Below are 21,188 nucleotides of genomic sequence, written 5' to 3' on the forward strand. Positions count from 1 at the left end.
AGGAGATGTAATGCGTGAGATCTTGTCGGACGATTATATCCGCTTTCTGTATGTATATGAAAACCGGACTGCCTTAGCCGTGAAGTATTATGTTCAAAAAGACTTGTATCTGTCGGTTTATAACAAGTCTTCGGGGCGGGTTGCCAACGTGAAAGCCGCTGATGTGCAAGATGATTTGGGGTTGGGCGGTTTGTTTCCAATGCCAGTCGGCACGGATGGGGATTTGCTGGTAGGCAGCCTTTCGTTGCTTGATATGGAAGAGGAGATTATCTCTCCTGCATTGAAGGCGTGTTTGAAGCAGGCGGATAAAGAAGGAAATCCGGTGTTGGTATTTTATGATTTAAAATAAAAGGTTGATTCATAATTTTTCAAGTTTGAAATTGCTTTATCCGTCTTGATGCCAGACTGCGTTTTCTGTGTGATGAGAACTGCTCATTGAGAGACTGTAGTATACTAAATAAGTCGAGACTATTTATTTAGCAATACTTCGGTAAATTTTTAACGAACTATTATAAACTACAATCTAAGGTTCACCAATTGGAACATGATTGCAAAGAGAATAAAACAAGTGTCTGAGGAGCTACTCAACCATGTGGGCAATAAACTTACTCACATGGCTGTGGAAGCTCCGATAGTAAAGCATATAAAGGATACGAACGATGAGAAAAACGATATTTACCATTCAGGAAAATCGCAGAAGAAAAATATGCTTAAGCTTCCACGATTGCAGAAAGAAAATACCACGTCGCTATGGAACGAGTGCGCAAGCTAACTAAACCAATATCCTCATCCACTCATGAAACACTGTTTTTTTATCCTATTGCTCTTTATAATTGCTTGTAAATCGGAGACCGAACAACAACTTGAATTTGCTTTACAAGCAGCCGAAGAGAATCGCACGGAATTGGAAAAGGTACTGAAGCATTATGCCAACGATTCCCTAAAGCTGAAAGCAGCCAAGTTCCTCATCTGCAATATGCCCGGACATGTATCATATGTCGGTCAAGAGATTGAGTGCTATTATCAGGAAGCCAAACCTATCTTACTTTCCGACAGTCTTCCGGCAACCAAAGTCAGAATGCTGGAAGAACTGTATCGGAAATATCCTCCCGGCATCATTAAAAAAGAGCAAGACGTAAAAATCATCACTGCTGACTACTTGATACATAACATAGACAGGGCATTTGATGACTGGCAGCATGGGGTATATGCCCAACAAATCTCTTTTGAAGAATTTTGCGAATACTTGTTGCCTTATAAATGCATCGATTATCAAGCATTGGACAATTGGCGGGACACCCTGCGCCCTATAGCAGAAGGGGCCTATGAAGACTTTGTATACAACAGAGTGTATCGGCATTCTGCTTATTGGGCAGCCGGTGCCATCAATGATAGTTTGGACAGGCTACACCGTGGTCATCTGGGAGATGCCATGCGCAGTCATTCACTATTCCGGGTTCCTTTCTGGACTAAAATACCTTCCGGAGAATGTGATATCTATTCATTAGTCACAGTCAGTATCTTACGAAGTAAAGGTATTCCTGCTGTCAATGATTTTATTCTACAATGGGCAACCAAGACCAACAACCATTCATGGGTCACTTTACTGACCGACACACAACGCCCGGGATACTTGGAAGGGTGTGAAGGAAAGGTCTTAGGCTTCATGAGACCTGGAGAATGTAAAGGCAAAGTCTACCGTCGCACGTATGCGCCTGATAAAGGTCTGATACGGTTGAATACGGAAGCTGTGCATGTGCCACCGACACTCAGGACTATTTTCATGAAGGATGTGACAGCTGAGTATGTCCGTCCGGTAAATGTCACCGTAAAGCCATTGCCCGAATTACGACAGAACCACGAAAAATATGCCTATCTGGCAGTCTACGGGAACTACAACTGGGTACCTGTCTGCTATGCCCGGACAGAAGATGAACAGGTCTGCTTCAAAGACATGGAACGTGGCGCTGTTTACCTGCCTACCTATTATACTGAAAAAGGACTACAGCCTGCAAACTATCCATTCCTACTTACACAACAGGAAAAAATCAAGTATCTGAAACCTGATAAACAGCACACCCGAAGCATGACACTGCATCGAAAGTTTCCCCTGACCACTAAAGCATTTAACACAGGAAGGTGTATAAAAGGAAGTCTGATACAAGCCGCAAACCATGCCGATTTCAGTGATGCTGTCACTCTGCACCGTTTCGACAAATTTACAGTAGCAGGCTATGTGGATACCAATGATTCTATCGGCTATCGCTACTGGAGATACTTTTGTCCCAATCCTTGCTATTGCTACCTTGCAGAACTTGCTTTTTTTGATAATCAAGGGAACAAAATGACAGGTGACATCATCGGGACGGGGCAACGTCAAAAAGAGGATGTACGATATAGCCGTGAAGCAGCGTTTGACGATGACCCGTTCACCTATTACATATCAAATCTCCAGTCGGGTGGCTGGATCGGTATGGACTTTGGCAAACCGGTCAGGATAAATAAGGTAGGCTATCTTGCCAGAGGAGATGACAACAATATTCGTGTCGGAGACGAATACGAACTCTATTATTGGGATGTAAACGGATGGGTATCTTTAGGGAAACAACGAGCCACTATCATGAGCTTGACTTTTAATAATGTTCCCGATAATGCCTTACTGATATTGAGGGACCATACGAGAGGAAAAGAAGAACGTATCTTCCTGTATGAAGACAATGAACAAATCTGGTACTGACAATGAGAAAATGGATCCAACATACCTTACGATTACTCGACCGGACCGTTTCTGTAGGACTCTGGTTGGTCGGAGGATGGATTTTTACAATCATATTCTTGTTTGCAAGCTACAACATTCCGTCAAGTTCCATGAAACCCACATTGTTGCCGGGAGACTATATTTTGGTAGATAAGACTTATTTAGGAGCACGCATCTTCAATCTACAGGCATCCATTGAGCACAAACCTTTCAAAATCTATCGCGTATGGGGACGGAATCAACTGAAAGCAGGCGATATCACCATCTTCAACTACCCCTATCCGCAAACAAGAGACAGTATCGGATTTGACATACTAAGCTATTATGTAAAACGCTGTGTCGGTGTGCCGGGGGATAGCCTATCCATCGACGAAGGCTATTATCAAATAAACGGGCATCCACTAACTGTATTTCCATCCGCCGTTTGCCACTTGCACGATAGCCTCCATCAGGTATTCACAACCGGAGAGAAACATATAAAAGGTGTATCTATCAATGCCTATCCAAAACAAAAAGAGATTGGGTGGACTACCATAAACTTCGGTCCGTTTTATATCCCGCGGAAAGGAGACTACCTCACCATCAGTCGACAGCATTTCCTGCTTTATCGCACTTTAATCGAATGGGAAACAGGTCAAAAATTAATTTGGCATGAGGATGGAGCCTATCTGAACGGAAAGAAACTGATTGCCTATCATTTTCAAGAAAATTACTACTTCATGGCAGGTGACAATGTATTTGATTCCGTTGACAGCCGCTACTGGGGCTTGCTGCCGGAAAGCTACATCGCCGGAAAAGCCGTGCGCATCTGGCAATCGAAGAACCGTTTTACCGGAGACATGAATTGGGACAGAGTGTGGAAACGGATTGAATAAACATACGGGTAGACTCTTTTCCATCCACACAACGATACACCTTATCGTCTGTTTGGCTATATTTGCAGCACATCCCGTTCCCTTCTGACATGAACGGAATGTGTCATGACCCATATTATTAACCCCTCACACCACCCATCACACACCATGAAATCAACCATCCTCACCTTGCTTACAGTTACCGGGCTGCTACTGACAGCCTGTATCCGGAAGACCGTCTCCCACGAAGACTATCCGACGACATACACCATCGCGTACGAAGACGGGGAAACCTTTGACTGGTATTCACACATCGAAGTGGAAGAAGTCGTTCCGTTTGAATTCTCCGACAGCTCGATGATCAGCCTGATACAGGGCTGTCAGGTGACCGACGACAGGATTCTCGTGCACGACTACAAGCAGCACCTGCTCTTTGTCTTCGACCGGAAAGGGAACTACCTCTACTCCATCCACAACCAGGGGAACGGGCCCGGCGAATACCTCGACATACGCAGCTTCTGTACGTCAGCCGACGGGAAAGACATCCTCATCAACGACGGCTACAAGCTCTTGTCCTACAGCCTCGCCGACGGCACCTTCCGACAGGCACGTCCGCTGAACCTGGAAGTGGACAACCCGCCACGGAACGTCCTGTTCGCCTCCTGCATCAATCCCTCCGACAGCACCTTCTTCCTGTGGACCGACATGGGAGACCACACGCTCTACAAATACGACGGGAAGGAAATGACCGGACTGAAACCCCGCAGCAACTACCAACTGAGCGGAAAGAAGTTTTTCGCGGATTACGAAGGGAACTACCTGGTCTGCCCGGATTACGGGGAGTTCGGCGTCTCAACGGTTGACGGGGAGAAACGCTTCTACATCGACTTCGGCGACAAGGCTATTCCCGAAGACCTCCTGCCGCAAAGCGCAGCAGACATCCGGAAGTTGGAAAAGGAGCCTTATTTCAAGACCCTCTTCTCCGTGCTGGAAAGCCGGACGGGCATCTACGTATCAGCCCTCAGCCCGAAGACGGCCTACTATGACATCTACATCGACAAGGCGTCCGGCAAGATACTGAAGGGGGACACCGACCCCAAAGCCCGGCTGAACATCCTGCAGGTGGAAGGCGATGCCTTCTACGCCCTGTTCTATCCCGAATACGTGGAGGATGATTCACCCCTGAAGCAGGCAGTGGCGCGTTCCATCCCGTCCGCTGACAACCCCCTGCTGATTAAATTCAGGATGAAACCGGTAAACTAAATTGCAGGGACGGACACATCGCCCGTCCGGAAAACCTAAACACTATAAAATCATGAACAAACTCTTCATTGGGGTCGGGCTGATGCTTTGCGCCGCCGCCGTCCTTCCCCCTCCGGCTTCCGCTGACAAGGGGCGCAAGGAGCTACAAGACAGCATAAAACACGCGGACGAAAGGGACCTCCACATCCCCTTCGTCCGCGTTTCCTTTTTCACACCCTTCTCCGGGGGTCAGCGGACGCCCCGCCTGCCGACACCCCCCGCCTTCTCCCCTCTCCGCTCCCGGAAATGCCGTTTCTTTCGTCCCGCAATTCCTTTTGGTCCTGGATACGTCGTATCCTTTAACAAATGATTTACTTTGAAGCTGGATATGTCGTATCCTTTAACAACTGATTCACTTTGAAGCTAGATATGACGTATCCTTTAACAAATAATTTCTTTTGGCGCTGGATATGCCCTATCTTCCGCCAAACAATTTCTTTTGGAGCTGGATACGCCGTATCCGCAAGGCGGAGGAAGGAGAAGGAAGGCATGTCGACCGACACGGCGTCCGCGGAAAAGGAAAGAAACGGGAGGAAGGGGATGACGACAGGCGACGCTTCCGCTGAAAAAGACAGACGGACGCACGGACACAGAAACACCGCGCAACCAACCTCGTGAAGGAAGATTGCGCGGTGTCACGGTCACAGGGACGCAGGATGCGCTAGAAGAGGAAGCGCAGGATGTCGTTGAAGTTCGCCCAGATGAGAAGCAGGAACAGAATCGCCATGCCTGTCACCTGTGCACGCTCCATGAACTTGTCGCTGGGCTTGCGGCGGGCGACAATCTCGTAGATGAGGAAGAGCACGTGCCCACCGTCGAGCGCGGGGATGGGCAGGATGTTCATGAAGGCAAGGATGATGCTCAGGAAGGCGGTCATCTCCCAGAAACGGGGCCAGTTCCACTCCGTGGGGAAGATGCTTCCGATGGTGCCGAAACCGCCCAGGCTGGCGGCGCCCTCCTTGCTGAAGACGTACTTCATGTCGTTCACGTAACCCTTGAGGACGTTCACCCCGTGGGTGATGCCGGCGGGGAATGACGACAGGAAGCTGTATTCCACCACGTGCGGCTTGTAGTAGTCGGTCAGCGGGGCTGCCACGACGCCTGCCACGAAGGTGGAGTCCAGCTGCATGTGCAGGGTGTCGGTGACGCCCGATGCACGGACGACGGCGAGCGAGACGTCGGCATATTCAGCACGTGCGTCGGGTTTCATGGCTGCCTTGTCGCGCAGAGAGGACAGTCCCTCCTGAAAGGCGTTCCAGGAGTTGAGCGGCTTGCCGTTGAGGGCAATCAGGCTGTCGCCACGCTGCACGCCTGCCCGTCCGGCAGGGCTTCCGGGAAGGACGGAATCGACCTTGGCGGGGATGAGCATGTCGACGAAGATGGGTTGTTCCTTGCCGACGGTCAGCAGGCTGAGGTCGTCGGGGATGTAGACCTGTTCCTCTCGTCCGTCGCGGCGGACGGTGACAACCTTGGCGTCGACAATGTCGCGCAGCATGTCCATGCCGTAGCGTTCGAAGGGTTTGTCGTCGGCACGCAGGAGGATGTCTCCGTCGCGGAAGCCGATGCTCTGGGCACGTTCGTTGAACTTCATGCCGCGGTCCATCTCAGGGAGCGAATAGTAGCTGTCGCCCCAGGTGAAGAGAATCATCGAGTAGATGAACAGGGCGAGGAGGAAGTTGAACAGCACGCCGCCAATCATCACCAGCAGACGTTGCCAGGCGGGTTTCGAGCGGAACTCCCAGGGTTGGGGCGGCTTTGCCATCTGTTCCTTGTCCATCGACTCGTCGATCATGCCGGCAATCTTCACGTATCCGCCCAGGGGCAGCCAGCCGATGCCGTACTCGGTGTGGCTGTTCTTGGGTTTGTAGCGGAAGAGGGCAAACCAGGCGTCGAAGAACAGATAGAACTTCTCCACCCGTATCTTGAACAGGCGGGCGAAGAGATAGTGCCCTCCTTCGTGGATGATGACGAGCAGGGAGAGCGACATCATGAGTTGCAGGGCGCGGATTAAGAATGTTTCCATTTGTGTTCGTTTGTTTTTTAGGATTTATAGGGGGACGTACGTTCCGTGCGTCCGGTGAATTTTATGGTTTCAGTGTCGGTATGCCTCCGGATGCCACCAGCTCTTCCGCCACGCGGCGTGCCTCGGCGTCGGTCGCCACATAGTCGTCGTACGTGGGTCTGCCGACGAAGGAGACGCGCTCCATCGTGCGGGCGATGACGTCGCTCATGCCGAGGAAGGAGATGCGGTCGTGGAGGAATGCCTCGACGACGACCTCGTTGGCGGCATTGACGATGCAGGGCATGTTGCCTCCGCGGTGGAGGGCTTCGTAGGCGAGTGCCAGGTTGCGGAAGCGGCGTGTGTCGGGTTGCTCGAAGGTCAGCTCATGGAAGCGGGTGAAGTCGATGCGCTCGACCGACAGCGGGAGCCGTCTGGGATAGGAGAAGGCGAACTGGATGGGCACGCGCATGTCGGGCATGCCGAGTTGTGCCTTCACTGCCCCGTCGGCGAACTGCACCATGGAGTGGATGATGGACTGCGGATGGACGACGACCTCGATTTGCTCGGGACGTACGCCGAAGAGCCAGCGTGCCTCCATGACCTCGAAGCCCTTGTTCATCATCGAGGCGGAGTCGATGGTTATCTTCGCTCCCATGTGCCAGTTGGGGTGCTTGAGCGCCTGCTCCCGGGTGACGGTGGCAAGCTGTTCGGCAGTGAGTGTGCGGAAGGGTCCGCCCGATGCGGTGAGGATGACCTTCTCCAGGGGATTGCCCGGCTCCAGGCATTGGAACACGGCGGAGTGTTCGGAGTCCACCGGCAGGATGGGGACGTGGTATTCGTCCACGAGGCGGGTGATGAGGTCGCCCGCCACGACGAGCGTCTCCTTGTTTGCCAGCGCGATGGCTTTCCCGGCACGGATGGCGTTCATCGTGGGGCGCAGTCCGGCGTAACCCACCATGGCGGTGAGCACGATGTCGATGGGTGCGGACTCCACAATCTGGCAGAGGGCGTCTTCGCCGGCATAGACCTTGATGGGGAGGTCGGCGAGGGCGTCTTTCAGCCGGGCATACTTGTCGGGATTGGCTATCACGACGGCTTCGGGCATGAAACGCCGGGCTTGCTCGATGAGCAGGTCCACCTGGTTGTGCGCCGTCAGTGCGTAGGCTTCATAGAGGTCGGAGTGCTCGGCGATGACTTGCAACGCCTGCGTGCCGATGGAGCCTGTTGAGCCCAGGATGGCTATTTGTTTTTTCATTGGTTCGGTTGCTTTATTCATGGATGTGAGGATTTAGAAGACAATGAATTGGGCGGGGTTGAGCACCTGTCCGCGGTGCCACAGCTCGAAGTGGAGGTGCGGTCCGCCGGTGGTGCCGTCGGGGCGTCCCACGAGGGCGATGACTTCGCCTGCCGCGACCTTGTCGCCGAGCGCCTTGAGCAGGGAGCCGCAGTGCTTGTAGACCGAGACGAGGTTGCTGCCGTGTTGCAGGGCGATGACGTGTCCGGCGTCCGCTGTATAGCCGCTGAAGATGACTGTCCCGTCGAGCGTGGCGAGGATGCTCTCGTCGGCTCCGGCAGCGATGTCCACGCCGAAGTGGCGGTCGTCGGGATTGAAGTCATGGGTCAGCATGCCGCGCACGGGACGGTAGAAGATGGCGTCCGCCACTCCGGTGCGCCCCTTGACGGCGGCAAGGTTGTACTTCTCCTGCTCCTCGAACTCCTTGCGGAAGCGCTCTTCGTTCTGCGTACGTTCCATCAGCGCCTCGGAGCGTTGCACGGTGAGCGAGTCGATGGAGCGGACGGAGTCGGGCTTCACCTCGCCGCGGATAATGTCCTGGATGTTCATGATGTAGAGGTTCTGGCGGTCGAGCAGCCGGTGGAGCGAGTCGGCGAGCAGGGCATTGTCGACAATCTGCTTGCGCACCTCGCTGTTCATGTAGCCCGGCAGGTAGTTGCGCAGGGGCGTGAACGAGACGATGAGGGCGACGATGACGAACAGCACCACGCAGACCGCCAGCAGCACGGACAGTCCGTTGAGCTTCGACACGTGCAGCCCGACTACCTCCTCGAGAGTACTCTCGTTGACGATGGTCAGCTTGTACTTGAACTTGATGTTATGCCAAAACCGCTTTCTCTTCATGGGTGGATGCTCCGTGATGAATGGTTACTCTTCCTGTTCCGCTGCGGGGACGCTGTCGAGGTGGAGCAGTCCGTCAGGCAGCTGCAGCAGCATCTTCCGGTGCTCGTGGTCCAGTTCGCGGATGAACTCTTCCCGTGCGGGGACGAGCAGCTCGCGACCGTCGTGATTGATGACGAACAGGGTGTTGATGGTCGACTCGTCCACGTCGGTGACGGGGCCCAGGTCGCCGTGATGCACGTCCGCCACCTCGAAACCGACGAAGTAGGCCCATGACAGCTCGTCGCTGTCCGCCTCGGTGGCAAGGTGGAGGGGGAAATAGACTTCCACGTTGGTGAAGCGTCGCGCCTGTTCCGCCGTGTCGATGTCCTCAAACTTGACCAGCGCCACGCTGTCGGACTTGAAGCGGTACTCCTCGATGAAGAACGGCACGAGGATGCCGTCCATGAGGCAAATCAGGTAGTCGCAGTCCACGCGGTCGAACACATCGTCGGTGAAGGTGAATGCGACCTCCCCCTTGACGCCGTGCGGCTTGTTGAGCACACCTATTTTATATACGTCTTCTTTCTTTATCATGAGTCAGTTTGTTCAGATTCGTGTGATGCCCGCCCCCAGTGCGTTCAACCGTCGTTCGATGTCCTGATAGCCACGGTCAATCTGCTCCACGTTGCTGATGCGGCTGATGCCTTCGGCACTCATGGCGGCAATGAGCAGGGCGATACCGGCACGGATGTCGGGCGATGCCATGTTCCCTCCTCTCAGGCGGAACTTGCGGTCGTGCCCGATGACCACGGCGCGGTGCGGGTCGCACAGGATGATTTGCGCTCCCATGTCGATGAGCTTGTCGACGAAGAAGAGGCGGCTCTCGAACATCTTCTGATGGATGAGCACGCTGCCCCGTGCCTGTGTCGCCACCACGAGCATCACGCTCAGCAGGTCGGGCGTCAGTCCGGGCCAGGGCGCATCGGCAAGTGTGAGGATGGAACCGTCCATGAACGACTCCACGGCGTAGTATTTCTGCTCGGGGACGAAGATGTCGTCGCCCCACTGTTCGAGCGTGATGCCCAGCCGACGGAAGCTCTCGGGGATGATGCCCAGGTTCTCGTAGGAGACGTTCTTGATGGTGATTTCGCTCTGTGTCATGGCAGCCATGCCGATGAAGCTTCCCACCTCGATCATGTCAGGCAGGACGGTGTGCTCGCATCCGTGCAGTTCCTCCACCCCTTCGATGGTGAGGAGGTTGGAGGCGATTCCGCTGATGCGCGCCCCCATGCGGTTGAGCATGCGGCAGAGCTGTTGTATGTATGGCTCGCAGGCAGCGTTGTAGATGACGGTGGTCCCTTCCGCCTTCACGGCAGTCATGATGATGTTTGCCGTTCCGGTGACGGACGCCTCGTCGAGCAGCATGTACGTCCCCTTCAGGTGTTCTGCCTTGATGACGTATGCCTTCAGTTCCTCGTCGTAGTGGAATTCCGCTCCCAGACGTTGGATGCCGATGAAGTGGGTGTCGAGCCGACGTCGTCCGATCTGGTCGCCACCGGGTTTGGCATAGACGGCCTGTCCGCAACGTCCCAGCATCGCCCCGATGAGCATCACCGAGCCGCGCAGCTTGGCACACTTCTTCAGGAACACTTCTCCGGAGGCGAACTCCAGGTCCACATCGTCGGCGATGAAGCTGTAGGAGCTGACCCCTTCGCGCGTCACCTTCACCCCCATGTCGCGCAGCAACTGGATGAGGTTGTTCACATCGAGGATGTCGGGCACGTTATGAATGGTCACTTTTTCGCGTGTCAACAACGTGGCACAAAGAATCTGGAGTACTTCGTTCTTGGCTCCCTGCGGATAGATGTCGCCCTTGAGGCGATGTCCGCCTTCTATCACAAATGCTGCCATAGTGGTTAGTTTTTAAGGTTGACGAGAGACGGGGGGACGTCTCCACGTTTCAATATTTGCGTTTCTGGTTATTGTTCGAATAGCGTTTGCGCTGCTGCTGGAACTGCCGCTGCGGCTGTTGGTGCTGCGGTGCGGTGATGCCCAGGTGGAAGTTCTCGTCGCTCAGACGGATGGCTCCTCCGGACATCTCGTAGATGTCGTCATAGATTTTCTGGTCTTCCACCGTGTCCTTGTTCCAGGTGATGTAGTCCTTCTTCATGTGGCTTGCGATCAGGGCAATGAGCTGGTCGCGCTCTTCGCCTTCAGGCATCTCCACGGCTTTCTGGATGAGCAGCTCGATGGCACGTCCGTAATGCCGGTAGCGGATTTTGCCGCTGGAATAGGGGATGCGGTCAGGCTTCACGTTCAGGTAGTCCGGACGGACAATCTCATAGGGGTAGTCGATGTCCAGCTTGAAGTCCGACATGATGGCGAGGTGGTCCCACAGCTTGTGCTTGAAGTCGGGGACTTCGCGCAGTTGGGGGAACATGCCTCCCATGATGTTGACGATGGTGTTGGCACAGCGTTGACGTTCTGCACGGTCTTCGATGGTCAACGCATGGTCGACCATGTTCTGCACGCTCCGTCCGTACTCCGGAAGCGCCATTTTCTTACGTTGGGTGTTATAATTGTATTCTTGATTCATAATTCGTTGGTTGAAAAAAAGGGGAAACGGGGGAGACAGGCCAATCGGTTTCACGGGAATGCCTGTCTCACAGCAGCTTCTTCGGCTTGGAAGCCACGAACTCCTTCAGGTAGAACGGTTCGAAATAGGCGACGTCCTTGAAGTCTCCGCGGGCAAATGCCTTCTCGGCAAGGGGGAACATCCACTTGGCAAGCGGATGGATGTCCTCGACAAAGCGCGCATTGGGATGCAGGATTTTCTCCTTGCACTTGGCAGCACCGTTGCCGAAGAAATAGACCGGACCGCGGTTGAGGTAGTCCTCGTAGGACGACTCGTCGATGATGACCGCCTCAATCTCGCGCACGGGATGCAGGGCACGGTCGTAGAGGGCTGCATAGACCTCCATCCGTCGGGCATCAATCATCGGACAGAGCAAGGCATCCTCGGGCAGCTCTTCATCCAGCAGCAGGGGGACACACATCACTTCCGGCGTCGGGATGCCGATGAGCGGAAGGTTGCGTCCGTAGCAGATGCCCTTTGCCATCGAAACACCGATGCGCAGGCCCGTATACGAACCGGGACCGCAGCTCACCGCTACGGCATCGAGAGGGATGGCATGGCTGTCGGCAAACGACAGTGCCTCGTCCACATATACGCCCAGCGTCACGGCATGGGAGGGTCCCTCGAAATCAGTCTTTGAAAAGATGCATTGTCCGTCTTCGCTCAACGCCACCGAGCACACCTGCGTTGAGGTCTCAATATGCAATATACACGACATAATTCAGTTTCTTCTTTAGCGTAAGTTCCGCATACGCCCAACTTCCAGTCAACGGAGGGAGATTCAATGGAGATGGGACAAGGAAGCTCCCTGTCGACTACAACTTGAACATGCGAAAGTTGAATTCCTTTAATAATTAGGTGCAAAGGTAAACTTTTCGCTTATAAGTGCCACATAAAACGGAAGCGGATTGGCTGTTTTTAGTGAAAAATAGGAAACACGGGAGGCGTCAGGATGCAATAACGGACATAAAAATTGACACATTGTAGCGGGGATTTACCTGCGAATCGTTACTTTTGCGACCGGATTCACATTCCACGATTAGCCAATCAAACATGCCCCTATGAACAACCTCGTTAAAGTCATTATCCCCATCTACCGCACCACGTTGAAAGACTGGGAGCGCGCCTCGCTCGACAACACCCTTCGCCTCCTGTCGGCCTACCCCATCCTCTTCCTGATTCCCGAAGGACTGGACATCCGTCCGCTCAGCACCGTCTATCCGTCGGTTGAAGTCATGCGGGTCAGCCCCGACTGGCTGGGCACCCGACGCGGCATTGCGGGCTACAACGAGATGATGCTGTCGCGCTCGTTCTACGACCTGTTTGCCGACACCGAGTACATCTTCATCTGCCACCTCGATGCCTGGTTGTTCCGCGACGAACTTGCCGCCTGGTGTCGGAAGGGCTATGACCTGGTGGCTGCTCCCTGGCCGTTGCGTCCGCGTTACCGCCGTTTCCCGTTCCGTCAGTGGCTTGCCCTGAAGGACTTTTTCAGCCGACGGGACCTTCCGCGTTCCCGCATGTTCGGGCGCATCGGCAACGGCGGTCTCTGCCTGCGTCGTGTGGCTGCCTTCCGTCAGGCATGCAGTACCTACGCCGACGAAATCGCCGCCTTCAACGCCCGTCAGGATGACCTCCACAACGAAGACATCTTCTGGGCGCTCGTTCCCCGGGAGTTCCGTTATCCGACGGTCGAGACAGCCCTCCAGTTTGCCTACGACCTGAAGCCCCAGGTCTGTCACGAGCTTAACGGACGCCGCCTCCCCATGGGTTGCCACGGGTTCATGCACAAGAGCCGCCTTCCCTTCTGGAAGCCTTTCATCCCGTGCATCCAGGAGCTGGACTACTGACGATTGGGGATAGTTGTCCGTGAGACATCGGACCGAACGGTCATTCCCGGACAGGAAGTCTCTTCAGCCGATAAAAGGCACCGACAGAATCCTGTTCCACGGAAAGGACGCGGAACAGAGCTGCCGGGTCGTCCTTCCTGACCATCAGTTCCAGAACCGAAACCGGCAACGACAGGGTATCAAAAGGCTCGTCCGTAGAACACGCCGGGAGTCCGACGGGTTTGACAGCCAGCACGGAGTCCTGCGGAAGGGAACGCACGATGTCATCAGCACCCCTCCCCTCTCCCTTCGTGAACAGGAAATAGGCATAACGTTTCTTCGCATACAGGGAATCTACCCAATCGCTGCGGAACGTCACCGTCTCCCGGCTGTCAATCACACGTCCCGCCCAGTCAATGCCTTGTTGGGCAAAGAAGGAACTAATCTGCCGACGGCACAGGACAAGCCCACAAGGAGAACGGCAACAATGAGCAAAATGTATTTTCTTTTCATGGGATCAGTTGGTAGAATGACCGATTCGGGGTAAAATTATGCAACGCAAGCATAATGTTTCCCCAGCATAATACCCAAAATAAAGGGAGCAAATCACAACCGGCAGAACAGGGAGACGAAGAACGGCATGCTGATTTCGATGAGCAGTCCGTGAATGATGGCTAACGGAATGGCATCCGGACCGGAATAGCGGGCTATGGCGGGCAACGAGATATCTGCCGAACCGATGCCTGCGGCGGAAATCGGAGCCAGGTAGCCGAAGTAGCGGCGGAACAGCGGAGCACAGAGCAGAGCTGCCATCTCACGGAAGATGTTTGAGAGCAGGGCGATGGTGCCCAGTTCGGTAGCGACCTGAACACCCAAGGAAGCCGACTTGATCTCGGTAATCAGGATGGATGACACGGAATAGTAGGCAAAACCGCTACCGACCGCCATGCAGTCGAACGCCGTCCACCGACTCAACAGGAATCCGCCCATCGCCGAAAACAGCAGTGTACCACCAACCGTGGCCAACGGCAACAGCAAGGCATCCGGACGCAACGAAGCGACAATCTGTTTCGGGTCGCGGCTGCACCCCAGACTGATGCCCAGCAGGAGCATCAGCAGATAGAGCACATAGACCGACGCACGATGAGTGTCGACACTCACCGAGGCACAGGCTCCGACAACCCCACCCAGCAGAAAAAACAGCAACGTAATCAGACTACTTCTCATGGCTTGCTCCTTTCTTATTGAAAAACAGGTGATACACCAACACCGAACCCAACAGGCTTCCCAGAACGCTGAGCAACGAAATGACTGCCGCCTGTCCGCAGAAATAACTCAGGTGGTCGACAATCAGACGATTCTGTCCGATGGAACATCCCAGCAGTCCCAGCATCAGCCAGACCACCCCATGAATCAAGGAATTGACTTTACGAATCTTCGAACGGTTGCGCAACGAATATCCTATCAGGACACCGAGCAACATCATCAAAATAAAAGTAAACATGGAAATTCTTCTTTTCTATTTTGCCGCACCCCAGCCAACACGGACCGGGCACGACACAACTTCTTATTTTTCACCTATACAATACAACAACAAATCACTCACAATACCAACCCATTACGGTATGTTCGTAAAATTAAAAGACCGTACAGACCAGATGATTTTCATATTCTACTTTCAATTTAAAACATTTTCCTTTTTCCAAAGCGGGCGCAAAATTAGATATTCTCTTTCACATACACAACAAAGGCGGAAAATAAAAACACAAAGACTCCAAACAGAGATAAAAAGCGTCATTTTTCTATCAAAACGAAAGAAAACACATCCTTTCGATTTATCACTTCAAAGCACACATGCAAATACATCCATTCTTCCACTCTCCCTTTGTCAAAGTGTCAAAACGTCAAATGAACCCCTCTGAAAATGCATTCCTCGCACCAAAATACGGCTTTATGGATTCGGAGGGCCTTCTCGGGCGATTCGCGAAATACACATTGACACCCGATCCACTCATACGACATCCAAACAGCACAAAAACAGACCCACGGGACATCATACGGAAACAATATCAGGAAACATACCATACCTTTTCACACCTCTCAATCGGACGCTTCCGGCAACAAACTAGAGGTGAATAGTTCTAAAATAGTGTTTCAGAAATGCAAATCAAGTATTTTTTCTTCCGAACATTTGACTTCGGCGGATGAAACAATATTGTTTGGGACGTCAAACACTTGTGTTTGGCACGTCAAACAATATTGTTTGAAGAGTGAAACAATATTGTTTCGCGGTATAATTATTCGTTTTTGCCCCGATTTCTACATATCCATGCAAACCGTTTCGCATGAATATTCCTAAAAAAGCCTACTTTGCCCGATTTTTCAAAAGTACGCGTTAGCCGGGAACGGCATTTTCATCAATTCTGTAAAGGGATTTGTCTGACTGGGTTGCAATCTGTCAACCATTCACGGGCAACCATTCAGCCGAAAAAGAAATAATAGACAGTCCGTCCGCCCTCTTTCAGGATTTTGAGCGCCTTGCTCACATGGTTCCTGACGGTATTGACGGAGATGTCGAGCCTCCGGGCAATCTCCTCATAAGTCAGTCCGTCACGTTTGCTGAGCAGGAAGGCTTCGCGACAACGGGTGGGAAGGGCATCGATGGCAGTCCACAGACGAGCCTCGACGAACGAACGTTCCTCACATTCTTCGTCAGTAAGGGGCTCCTCCAGGTCAAGGGGACGCAGGTCTCTGAGAGCCAGCCCGGGGCTCCGGGCATCCAGGCAACGGTTCCTCACCATGGAATACATGTAAGACTTCACGTTTTCAATGGGAGTCCGGTCCGCCTTCATGCGGACCCACAAGTCGACGAAGCAATCCTGGACTACATCTTCGACCTCTTCCGTGTCACCTAAATAGTGGAGAGCATACAGACACAACGGACGATAATACAACCGGAATGCCTCATTGATGGTCATTGGTTGACTGTTGAGCTTCATAAGTACCAAAAGATTCTCGTGTCACTAAAAAACTTCCGGAAATTCCGGAATGCTGCAAAGGTAGGTCTTTTCGGAATATTTCCGAATGACGGGAGGGATATTTTTCACTGACCACCCTCTTGCAGCTGATAAGTCGGCTTACAAATATTGTATTTAGAGCCTTATAACTAACGCATCACTTATATACGACAGGCGGAAGAGCCGAGAGAAACCTGCTACATGTTCGAGGGATTTATGGAGAATGTTTTGTTTATAAAATATAAATAACTAATTTTGCAGCTCAAAATTAGAACAAAGCATAGATATTAATGAAACATTTGTCCTACATATTAGCTTTATGGGTGCTGTTATTATCAACAGTTCCATGCTTTCTTGAAGACAAATGTCTGTTTCAATGTGCTAATGAACAAACAGAAGAACCATGTGCTGATAATGATGGTTCCTCATGTACAGACTGCAATTGTTCACCATTTCTACATTGCAACACATGCACAGGTTGTCCAATACCCAAATTGTTTCATTCACCAACCGCCGAATTAATTCTATTAAATAATAACCTTTCGTTTTACAAAGAGAAAATGATTCCTCATTTCTCTTCCTCAATTTGGCAGCCGCCTAAGCTGATGAATTTAGCAGATTTCTGTATGTCATAATTAATATGACCTCACCATTTATTTATTAAATTCATGATGATGAAACCGCTGTTTCATCACCAGTACGTCGTGCACTTATTATAATACAGATTAAGTGTGTGGCACTAAATTGACAAAACAAGAAAAATGAAAATTAAATTAATAGCACTGGCAATAATTACATTGCTGGCACAAAGCATTTGTGCGCAAAACATATTTAAAGCAATCGTTAAAGACGGAGATACTAAAGAGATACTGGTTGGCGTGAATGCCGTTCTTAATAAAACCGCCAATGGAGCAAGCTCAGATGAAAACGGAATAATCACCATTTCGAACATACCTGACGGAAAGCAACATATCACATTCAGCTACTTAGGCTATGAATCGGAAACCAAATCATACACATTCCCTTTATCTTCTTCAGCTCCGGTCGAAATCTTCTTGGAACAAGATGATGAAATGCTGGAAGAAGTTACCATTTCTTCAACCAGAGGTACACGCACTATTCAAAACATCCCGACCCGTGTTGAATTTATTTCAAGCGAAGAACTAGGAGAAAAAGGGAGCATGAAACCGGGCGACATTCGTATGTTACTAAACGAAAGCACAGGTATTATCACCCAGCAAACTTCTGCCACATCCGGAAATGCATCAATCCGCATACAAGGATTGGATGGCAGATATACACAAATATTAAAAGATGGATTCCCCGTTTTTGCTGGTGCAGCGAGCGGACTGGGATTATTGCAAACGCCACCTCTTGACTTAAAACAAGTGGAAATCATCAAAGGCTCAACTTCAACTTTATATGGCGGTGGAGCAATAGCAGGCTTGATTAATCTTATCTCAAAAACTCCCGAAGAGAAAAGAGATTTAGGTCTGCATCTTAACGGGACATCCGGAAAAGGTTTGGACGTCAGCGCTTTCTATGGGCAACGATTCAAAAAGGTCGGTACAACCATTTTTGCTTCCTACAACAGAAATTGGGCTTACGACCCCTCTAACACCGGATTCACAGCCATTCCGCAGTTTGACAGATATGTCTTCAACCCCAAATTATTTCTCTATTTTTCAGAGAACACGCAAATGAGTGTAGGGCTAAATGCTATGTTTGAAGACCGTTTGGGCGGGGATATTGAGTATATTAAAGGAAATGGAAATGACACACATTCCTATTTCGAGAAAAACAAGACTCAAAGACATTCCACACAACTGACATTCGAACACAAATTCGGCGAAAAAGACAGAATTGATTTCAAAAACAGTGTAACATACTTCAATAGAAATATCGGTGTACCCACTTATACTTTTGAAGGTACTCAGGTATCTACCTTTAGTGAATTGACTTACACACGCACGAATCAAAAAACAGAATGGGTGGCTGGTCTCAACTTATGGACAGACAAATTTGATGAAAAGAAACTTACTGATTTTCAGTTAAGAGACTACAACCAGACAACCATGGGAGCATTCGTACAAAACAATTGGGAGGCAACAAAATGGTTGAATCTGGAAACCGGATTAAGAGCAGACTATATTCCGGATTATGGCGCAGCAATTCTACCACGAGTTTCTGCACATTTCAAAATTACGGATAAGTTTTCATCTCGACTTGGAGGAGGATTTGGCTATAAATCACCTACCATATTTACAGAGGATAGCGAAAGGCTACAATATCAGAATGTATTGCCAATTGATAAAGACAATAACAAGCTCGAAAGAAGTTATGGTTTGAATTTAGACTTTAATTATGTCACATCAATCTTCGATGGAAATGTAACTTTCAGCATAAACCAATTATTCTTCTACACTTATCTCGATAATCCTTTATTATTGCAATCTACAAAAGATGGGCTATATCGACTTAACAACATATCCGGCAATACAGATAGCAAAGGAGGAGAAACGAATGTAAAAATCGGATACAAAGATTTCCACTTATACTTAGGCTATACATACACCGATACCCGAACCAAAGAAAATGGGGTGAAACAAGAGAATATATTAACTCCGAAACATAGGTTGAACAGTATTCTAATGTATGAAGTAGAAGATAAATGGAAAATAGGATTAGAGGCTTATTATTTCAGCCCCCAAAAACTAGGAGACGGACAAAAAGGAAAACAATATGTGGTGTGCGGCTTCATGATTGAAAAAATATGGGAGATGTTTTCATTGTATGCTAACTTTGAAAACTTCACCGACAGACGGCAAACCCGCTTTGATACTATATATACCGGAAGTATATCTAATCCTGTTTTCCGGGATATTTATGCTCCTTTGGATGGATTTGTAATGAATGCGGGTGTTAAACTCAGATTTTAAATTATAAAATAAACTCAAAATCAACAATAATATGAGAATTCAGGAATAGCATTTACTTTAGTTTTATTGATGTCACTAGTCGGATGTACTTTAAGCCATAGAAACTGTAGACATCATCATCACTTAAATCACAGGTCTTGCCATACACATACTTGCTGTTGTCAACGGTAAACTAAGTGATAGTAAAACAAAAACATTCCATTAGGAGAATGTGTCCATTCTGACACATTCTCCTTTTTATCTACAATTATTTTGTAATCGGAAACCATTTCCGTGTATTATTTGCAATCCTTACCAACATCAACATAACCGGAACTTCAACCAGCACACCTACCACCGTAGCCAATGCAGCCCCGGATTGTAAACCAAAAAGAGAAATAGCCACAGCAACCGCCAATTCAAAGAAATTACTTGCCCCAATCATTCCAGCAGGTGCGGCAACTTCATGGGGTAATTTCCACCACTTCGCCCAACCGTAAGCGATGAAGAATATCAGAACCGTTTGCAACACAAGCGGAACTGCAATCAATAAGATATGCAGGGGATTGTTCAGTATCGTTTCTCCTTGAAATGAAAACAGGATAATAAGCGTTAATAGTAATCCACTTACCGTATAATTATCAAATTTCTTAATAAATACGTTATTGAAATAGTCCACCCCTTTGCGGCGGATAATCATTATACGGGTAATGACCCCGGCAGCAAGTGGTATCACAACAAATAATACTACGGATAACAACAGGGTGTCCCACGGGATAGATACGCCACCAACTCCCAGCAGGAAAGCAACGATAGGAGCAAACGCTATCAATATGATTAAATCGTTCACTGCAACTTGTACCAGCGTATAAGCGGCATCCCCTTTAGTGAGATAACTCCACACGAATACCATAGCCGTGCAAGGTGCAGCCCCCAATAATACCGCTCCGGCTAAATATTCTTCTGCTAATTCGGCAGGTATAAAAGTTTTAAAAATGACATAGAAGAACAAATAAGCTATCCCGAACATGGTAAATGGTTTTATCAGCCAATTTGTAACGCAAGTGACTATTATTCCTTTCGGACGCCTGCCTACATTCTTAACGCTTTGAAAATACACTTTTAGCATCATCGGATAAATCATCAACCAAATCAGGATTGCCACGGGTATAGACACGTTGGCATATTCAAATTTGCTTAATGCTTGCGGAATTGCCGGAAGCCATTGTCCCACAGCAATTCCAATAATGATGCACAAGGCAACCCAGATAGTCAGGTATTTTTCAAAAAATCCAATTCCTTGTTTCTTTTCCATAATAACAACTATTTAGCTTAATTGTGGTTTTAATTCGTTCAGGTAGAAGTCATAGAAACGGGCTTTTATTTCATCCCGTACCCGATGAAATTCACTGTTTATAAACTCCGGCGTTCCGGTTGCTTCTGAAGGGTCGTCAAATCCTATATGCAGCCTGTTCCTTACTTCACCCGTAAACATCGGGCAGCTTTCGTTTGCCCCACCGCAGACCGTAATAACATAGTCCCATTCCTGTCCTATATATAGGTTTACACTTTTAGGGGTATGGTGGGTTAAATCTATACCCATTTCATCCATAACCTTTACCGCCATCGGATTAACCTTTTCAGCAGGTTTTGTTCCTGCTGAAAAGACATCCAGTTTATTGTCAAATGATTGCAAAAAGCCATGTGCCATTTGGCTGCGGCAGCTATTTCCTGTACAAAGAATTAAAATCTTCATG

The 21,188-nt window shown here is 50.0% G+C and carries 19 protein-coding genes; 6 read left to right on the top strand and 13 right to left on the bottom strand.

The window, feature by feature from the left end; all coding sequences use genetic code 11:
• The 4 genes from M3087_RS10530 to M3087_RS10545 all read left to right on the top strand — a co-directional run.
• On the top strand, positions 1-349 hold a 349-nt coding region (locus M3087_RS10530), incomplete at its 5' end, for a 6-bladed beta-propeller (protein ID WP_249095590.1).
• A 447-nt stretch (positions 350-796) separates the two neighbouring features.
• Complete coding sequence (locus tag M3087_RS10535) at positions 797-2,737, top strand: discoidin domain-containing protein (protein WP_249095593.1); 1,941 nt, start codon at positions 797-799, stop codon at positions 2,735-2,737.
• Between the two features lie 2 nt (positions 2,738-2,739).
• Complete coding sequence (gene lepB / locus M3087_RS10540; RefSeq protein WP_249095597.1) at positions 2,740-3,633, top strand: signal peptidase I; 894 nt, start codon at positions 2,740-2,742, stop codon at positions 3,631-3,633.
• A gap of 147 nt (positions 3,634-3,780) precedes the next feature.
• Positions 3,781-4,875, top strand: a complete 1,095-nt coding sequence (locus M3087_RS10545) for a 6-bladed beta-propeller (protein WP_249095599.1) — start codon at positions 3,781-3,783, stop codon at positions 4,873-4,875.
• A 700-nt stretch (positions 4,876-5,575) separates the two neighbouring features.
• Here M3087_RS10545 and rseP read toward each other — a convergent pair.
• From rseP to tsaB, 7 genes are all read right to left on the bottom strand, one after another.
• The gene (rseP, locus tag M3087_RS10550; RefSeq protein ID WP_106484345.1) at positions 5,576-6,937 is read right to left on the bottom strand and encodes an RIP metalloprotease RseP; all 1,362 of its coding nucleotides are present in this window, start codon (positions 6,935-6,937) and stop codon (positions 5,576-5,578) included.
• 61 nt (positions 6,938-6,998) lie between these two features.
• Positions 6,999-8,171, bottom strand: a complete 1,173-nt coding sequence (locus M3087_RS10555; protein WP_249095602.1) for a 1-deoxy-D-xylulose-5-phosphate reductoisomerase — start codon at positions 8,169-8,171, stop codon at positions 6,999-7,001.
• Positions 8,172-8,204: 33 nt separating this feature from the next.
• Positions 8,205-9,053: a M23 family metallopeptidase gene (locus tag M3087_RS10560; protein WP_249095604.1), complete on the bottom strand. Its 849-nt coding sequence runs from the start codon at positions 9,051-9,053 to the stop codon at positions 8,205-8,207.
• A gap of 24 nt (positions 9,054-9,077) precedes the next feature.
• Positions 9,078-9,626: a ribosome maturation factor RimM gene (rimM, locus tag M3087_RS10565; protein ID WP_249095608.1), complete on the bottom strand. Its 549-nt coding sequence runs from the start codon at positions 9,624-9,626 to the stop codon at positions 9,078-9,080.
• 12 nt (positions 9,627-9,638) lie between these two features.
• Entirely contained in the window at positions 9,639-10,943 is a 1,305-nt protein-coding gene (gene murA / locus M3087_RS10570) for a UDP-N-acetylglucosamine 1-carboxyvinyltransferase (RefSeq protein WP_249095613.1), read from the bottom strand.
• A gap of 49 nt (positions 10,944-10,992) precedes the next feature.
• Positions 10,993-11,628, bottom strand: coding sequence for a DUF4290 domain-containing protein (locus M3087_RS10575; protein ID WP_249095616.1), 636 nt, complete (start codon positions 11,626-11,628; stop codon positions 10,993-10,995).
• Positions 11,629-11,695: 67 nt separating this feature from the next.
• Positions 11,696-12,385 (bottom strand): tRNA (adenosine(37)-N6)-threonylcarbamoyltransferase complex dimerization subunit type 1 TsaB, encoded by a 690-nt coding sequence (gene tsaB, locus M3087_RS10580; protein ID WP_022384690.1) that lies wholly within the window; start codon positions 12,383-12,385, stop codon positions 11,696-11,698.
• A 343-nt stretch (positions 12,386-12,728) separates the two neighbouring features.
• Between tsaB and M3087_RS10585 the strand changes: the two genes are divergently transcribed.
• Positions 12,729-13,517, top strand: a complete 789-nt coding sequence (locus M3087_RS10585; RefSeq protein WP_249095619.1) for a DUF5672 family protein — start codon at positions 12,729-12,731, stop codon at positions 13,515-13,517.
• A 40-nt stretch (positions 13,518-13,557) separates the two neighbouring features.
• Here the strand turns inward: M3087_RS10585 and M3087_RS10590 are convergent, their stop codons facing one another.
• The 4 genes from M3087_RS10590 to M3087_RS10605 form a co-directional block, all read right to left on the bottom strand.
• Entirely contained in the window at positions 13,558-13,896 is a 339-nt protein-coding gene (locus M3087_RS10590) for a hypothetical protein (RefSeq protein WP_249095621.1), read from the bottom strand.
• Positions 13,897-14,102: 206 nt separating this feature from the next.
• Positions 14,103-14,723, bottom strand: coding sequence for a lysine exporter LysO family protein (locus tag M3087_RS10595; RefSeq protein ID WP_106484337.1), 621 nt, complete (start codon positions 14,721-14,723; stop codon positions 14,103-14,105).
• A complete protein-coding gene (locus M3087_RS10600) occupies positions 14,713-15,000 on the bottom strand; it encodes a LysO family transporter (RefSeq protein ID WP_022384694.1) in 288 nt (95 codons plus the stop codon). Before M3087_RS10600 ends, M3087_RS10595 begins: the two co-directional genes overlap by 11 nt.
• A 976-nt stretch (positions 15,001-15,976) precedes the next feature.
• Positions 15,977-16,495, bottom strand: a complete 519-nt coding sequence (locus M3087_RS10605) for a sigma-70 family RNA polymerase sigma factor (protein ID WP_022383331.1) — start codon at positions 16,493-16,495, stop codon at positions 15,977-15,979.
• A 779-nt stretch (positions 16,496-17,274) separates the two neighbouring features.
• Here M3087_RS10605 and M3087_RS10610 point away from each other — a divergent pair.
• The gene (locus tag M3087_RS10610) at positions 17,275-19,452 is read left to right on the top strand and encodes a TonB-dependent receptor (protein ID WP_005839481.1); all 2,178 of its coding nucleotides are present in this window, start codon (positions 17,275-17,277) and stop codon (positions 19,450-19,452) included.
• Positions 19,453-19,699: 247 nt separating this feature from the next.
• On the opposite strand, the gene arsB is transcribed toward M3087_RS10610, so the two are convergent.
• On the bottom strand, positions 19,700-20,746 hold the full coding sequence (arsB, locus tag M3087_RS10615; protein WP_249095624.1) for an ACR3 family arsenite efflux transporter: 1,047 nt from the start codon (positions 20,744-20,746) through the stop codon (positions 19,700-19,702).
• Between the two features lie 12 nt (positions 20,747-20,758).
• Positions 20,759-21,187: an arsenate reductase ArsC gene (locus M3087_RS10620; RefSeq protein ID WP_249095626.1), complete on the bottom strand. Its 429-nt coding sequence runs from the start codon at positions 21,185-21,187 to the stop codon at positions 20,759-20,761.
• Position 21,188 lies beyond the last annotated feature (1 nt).

Source organism: Mediterranea sp. ET5 (genome assembly GCF_023337025.1).
Lineage (GTDB): Bacteria > Bacteroidota > Bacteroidia > Bacteroidales > Bacteroidaceae > Phocaeicola_A.

Excerpts from the sequence above, each read along its gene's own strand:
- M3087_RS10535 (WP_249095593.1), top strand. The coding sequence starts at position 797 with ATGAAACACTGTTTTTTTATCCTATTGCTCTTTATAATTGCTTGTAAA.
- lepB (WP_249095597.1), top strand. The coding sequence starts at position 2,740 with ATGAGAAAATGGATCCAACATACCTTACGATTACTCGACCGGACCGTT.
- M3087_RS10545 (WP_249095599.1), top strand. The coding sequence starts at position 3,781 with ATGAAATCAACCATCCTCACCTTGCTTACAGTTACCGGGCTGCTACTG.
- rseP (WP_106484345.1), bottom strand. The coding sequence starts at position 6,937 with ATGGAAACATTCTTAATCCGCGCCCTGCAACTCATGATGTCGCTCTCC.
- M3087_RS10555 (WP_249095602.1), bottom strand. The coding sequence starts at position 8,171 with ATGAAAAAACAAATAGCCATCCTGGGCTCAACAGGCTCCATCGGCACG.
- M3087_RS10560 (WP_249095604.1), bottom strand. The coding sequence starts at position 9,053 with ATGAAGAGAAAGCGGTTTTGGCATAACATCAAGTTCAAGTACAAGCTG.
- rimM (WP_249095608.1), bottom strand. The coding sequence starts at position 9,626 with ATGATAAAGAAAGAAGACGTATATAAAATAGGTGTGCTCAACAAGCCG.
- murA (WP_249095613.1), bottom strand. The coding sequence starts at position 10,943 with ATGGCAGCATTTGTGATAGAAGGCGGACATCGCCTCAAGGGCGACATC.
- M3087_RS10575 (WP_249095616.1), bottom strand. The coding sequence starts at position 11,628 with ATGAATCAAGAATACAATTATAACACCCAACGTAAGAAAATGGCGCTT.
- tsaB (WP_022384690.1), bottom strand. The coding sequence starts at position 12,385 with ATGTCGTGTATATTGCATATTGAGACCTCAACGCAGGTGTGCTCGGTG.
- M3087_RS10585 (WP_249095619.1), top strand. The coding sequence starts at position 12,729 with ATGAACAACCTCGTTAAAGTCATTATCCCCATCTACCGCACCACGTTG.
- M3087_RS10595 (WP_106484337.1), bottom strand. The coding sequence starts at position 14,723 with ATGAGAAGTAGTCTGATTACGTTGCTGTTTTTTCTGCTGGGTGGGGTT.
- M3087_RS10600 (WP_022384694.1), bottom strand. The coding sequence starts at position 15,000 with ATGTTTACTTTTATTTTGATGATGTTGCTCGGTGTCCTGATAGGATAT.
- M3087_RS10605 (WP_022383331.1), bottom strand. The coding sequence starts at position 16,495 with ATGAAGCTCAACAGTCAACCAATGACCATCAATGAGGCATTCCGGTTG.
- M3087_RS10610 (WP_005839481.1), top strand. The coding sequence starts at position 17,275 with ATGAAAATTAAATTAATAGCACTGGCAATAATTACATTGCTGGCACAA.
- arsB (WP_249095624.1), bottom strand. The coding sequence starts at position 20,746 with ATGGAAAAGAAACAAGGAATTGGATTTTTTGAAAAATACCTGACTATC.
- M3087_RS10620 (WP_249095626.1), bottom strand. The coding sequence starts at position 21,187 with ATGAAGATTTTAATTCTTTGTACAGGAAATAGCTGCCGCAGCCAAATG.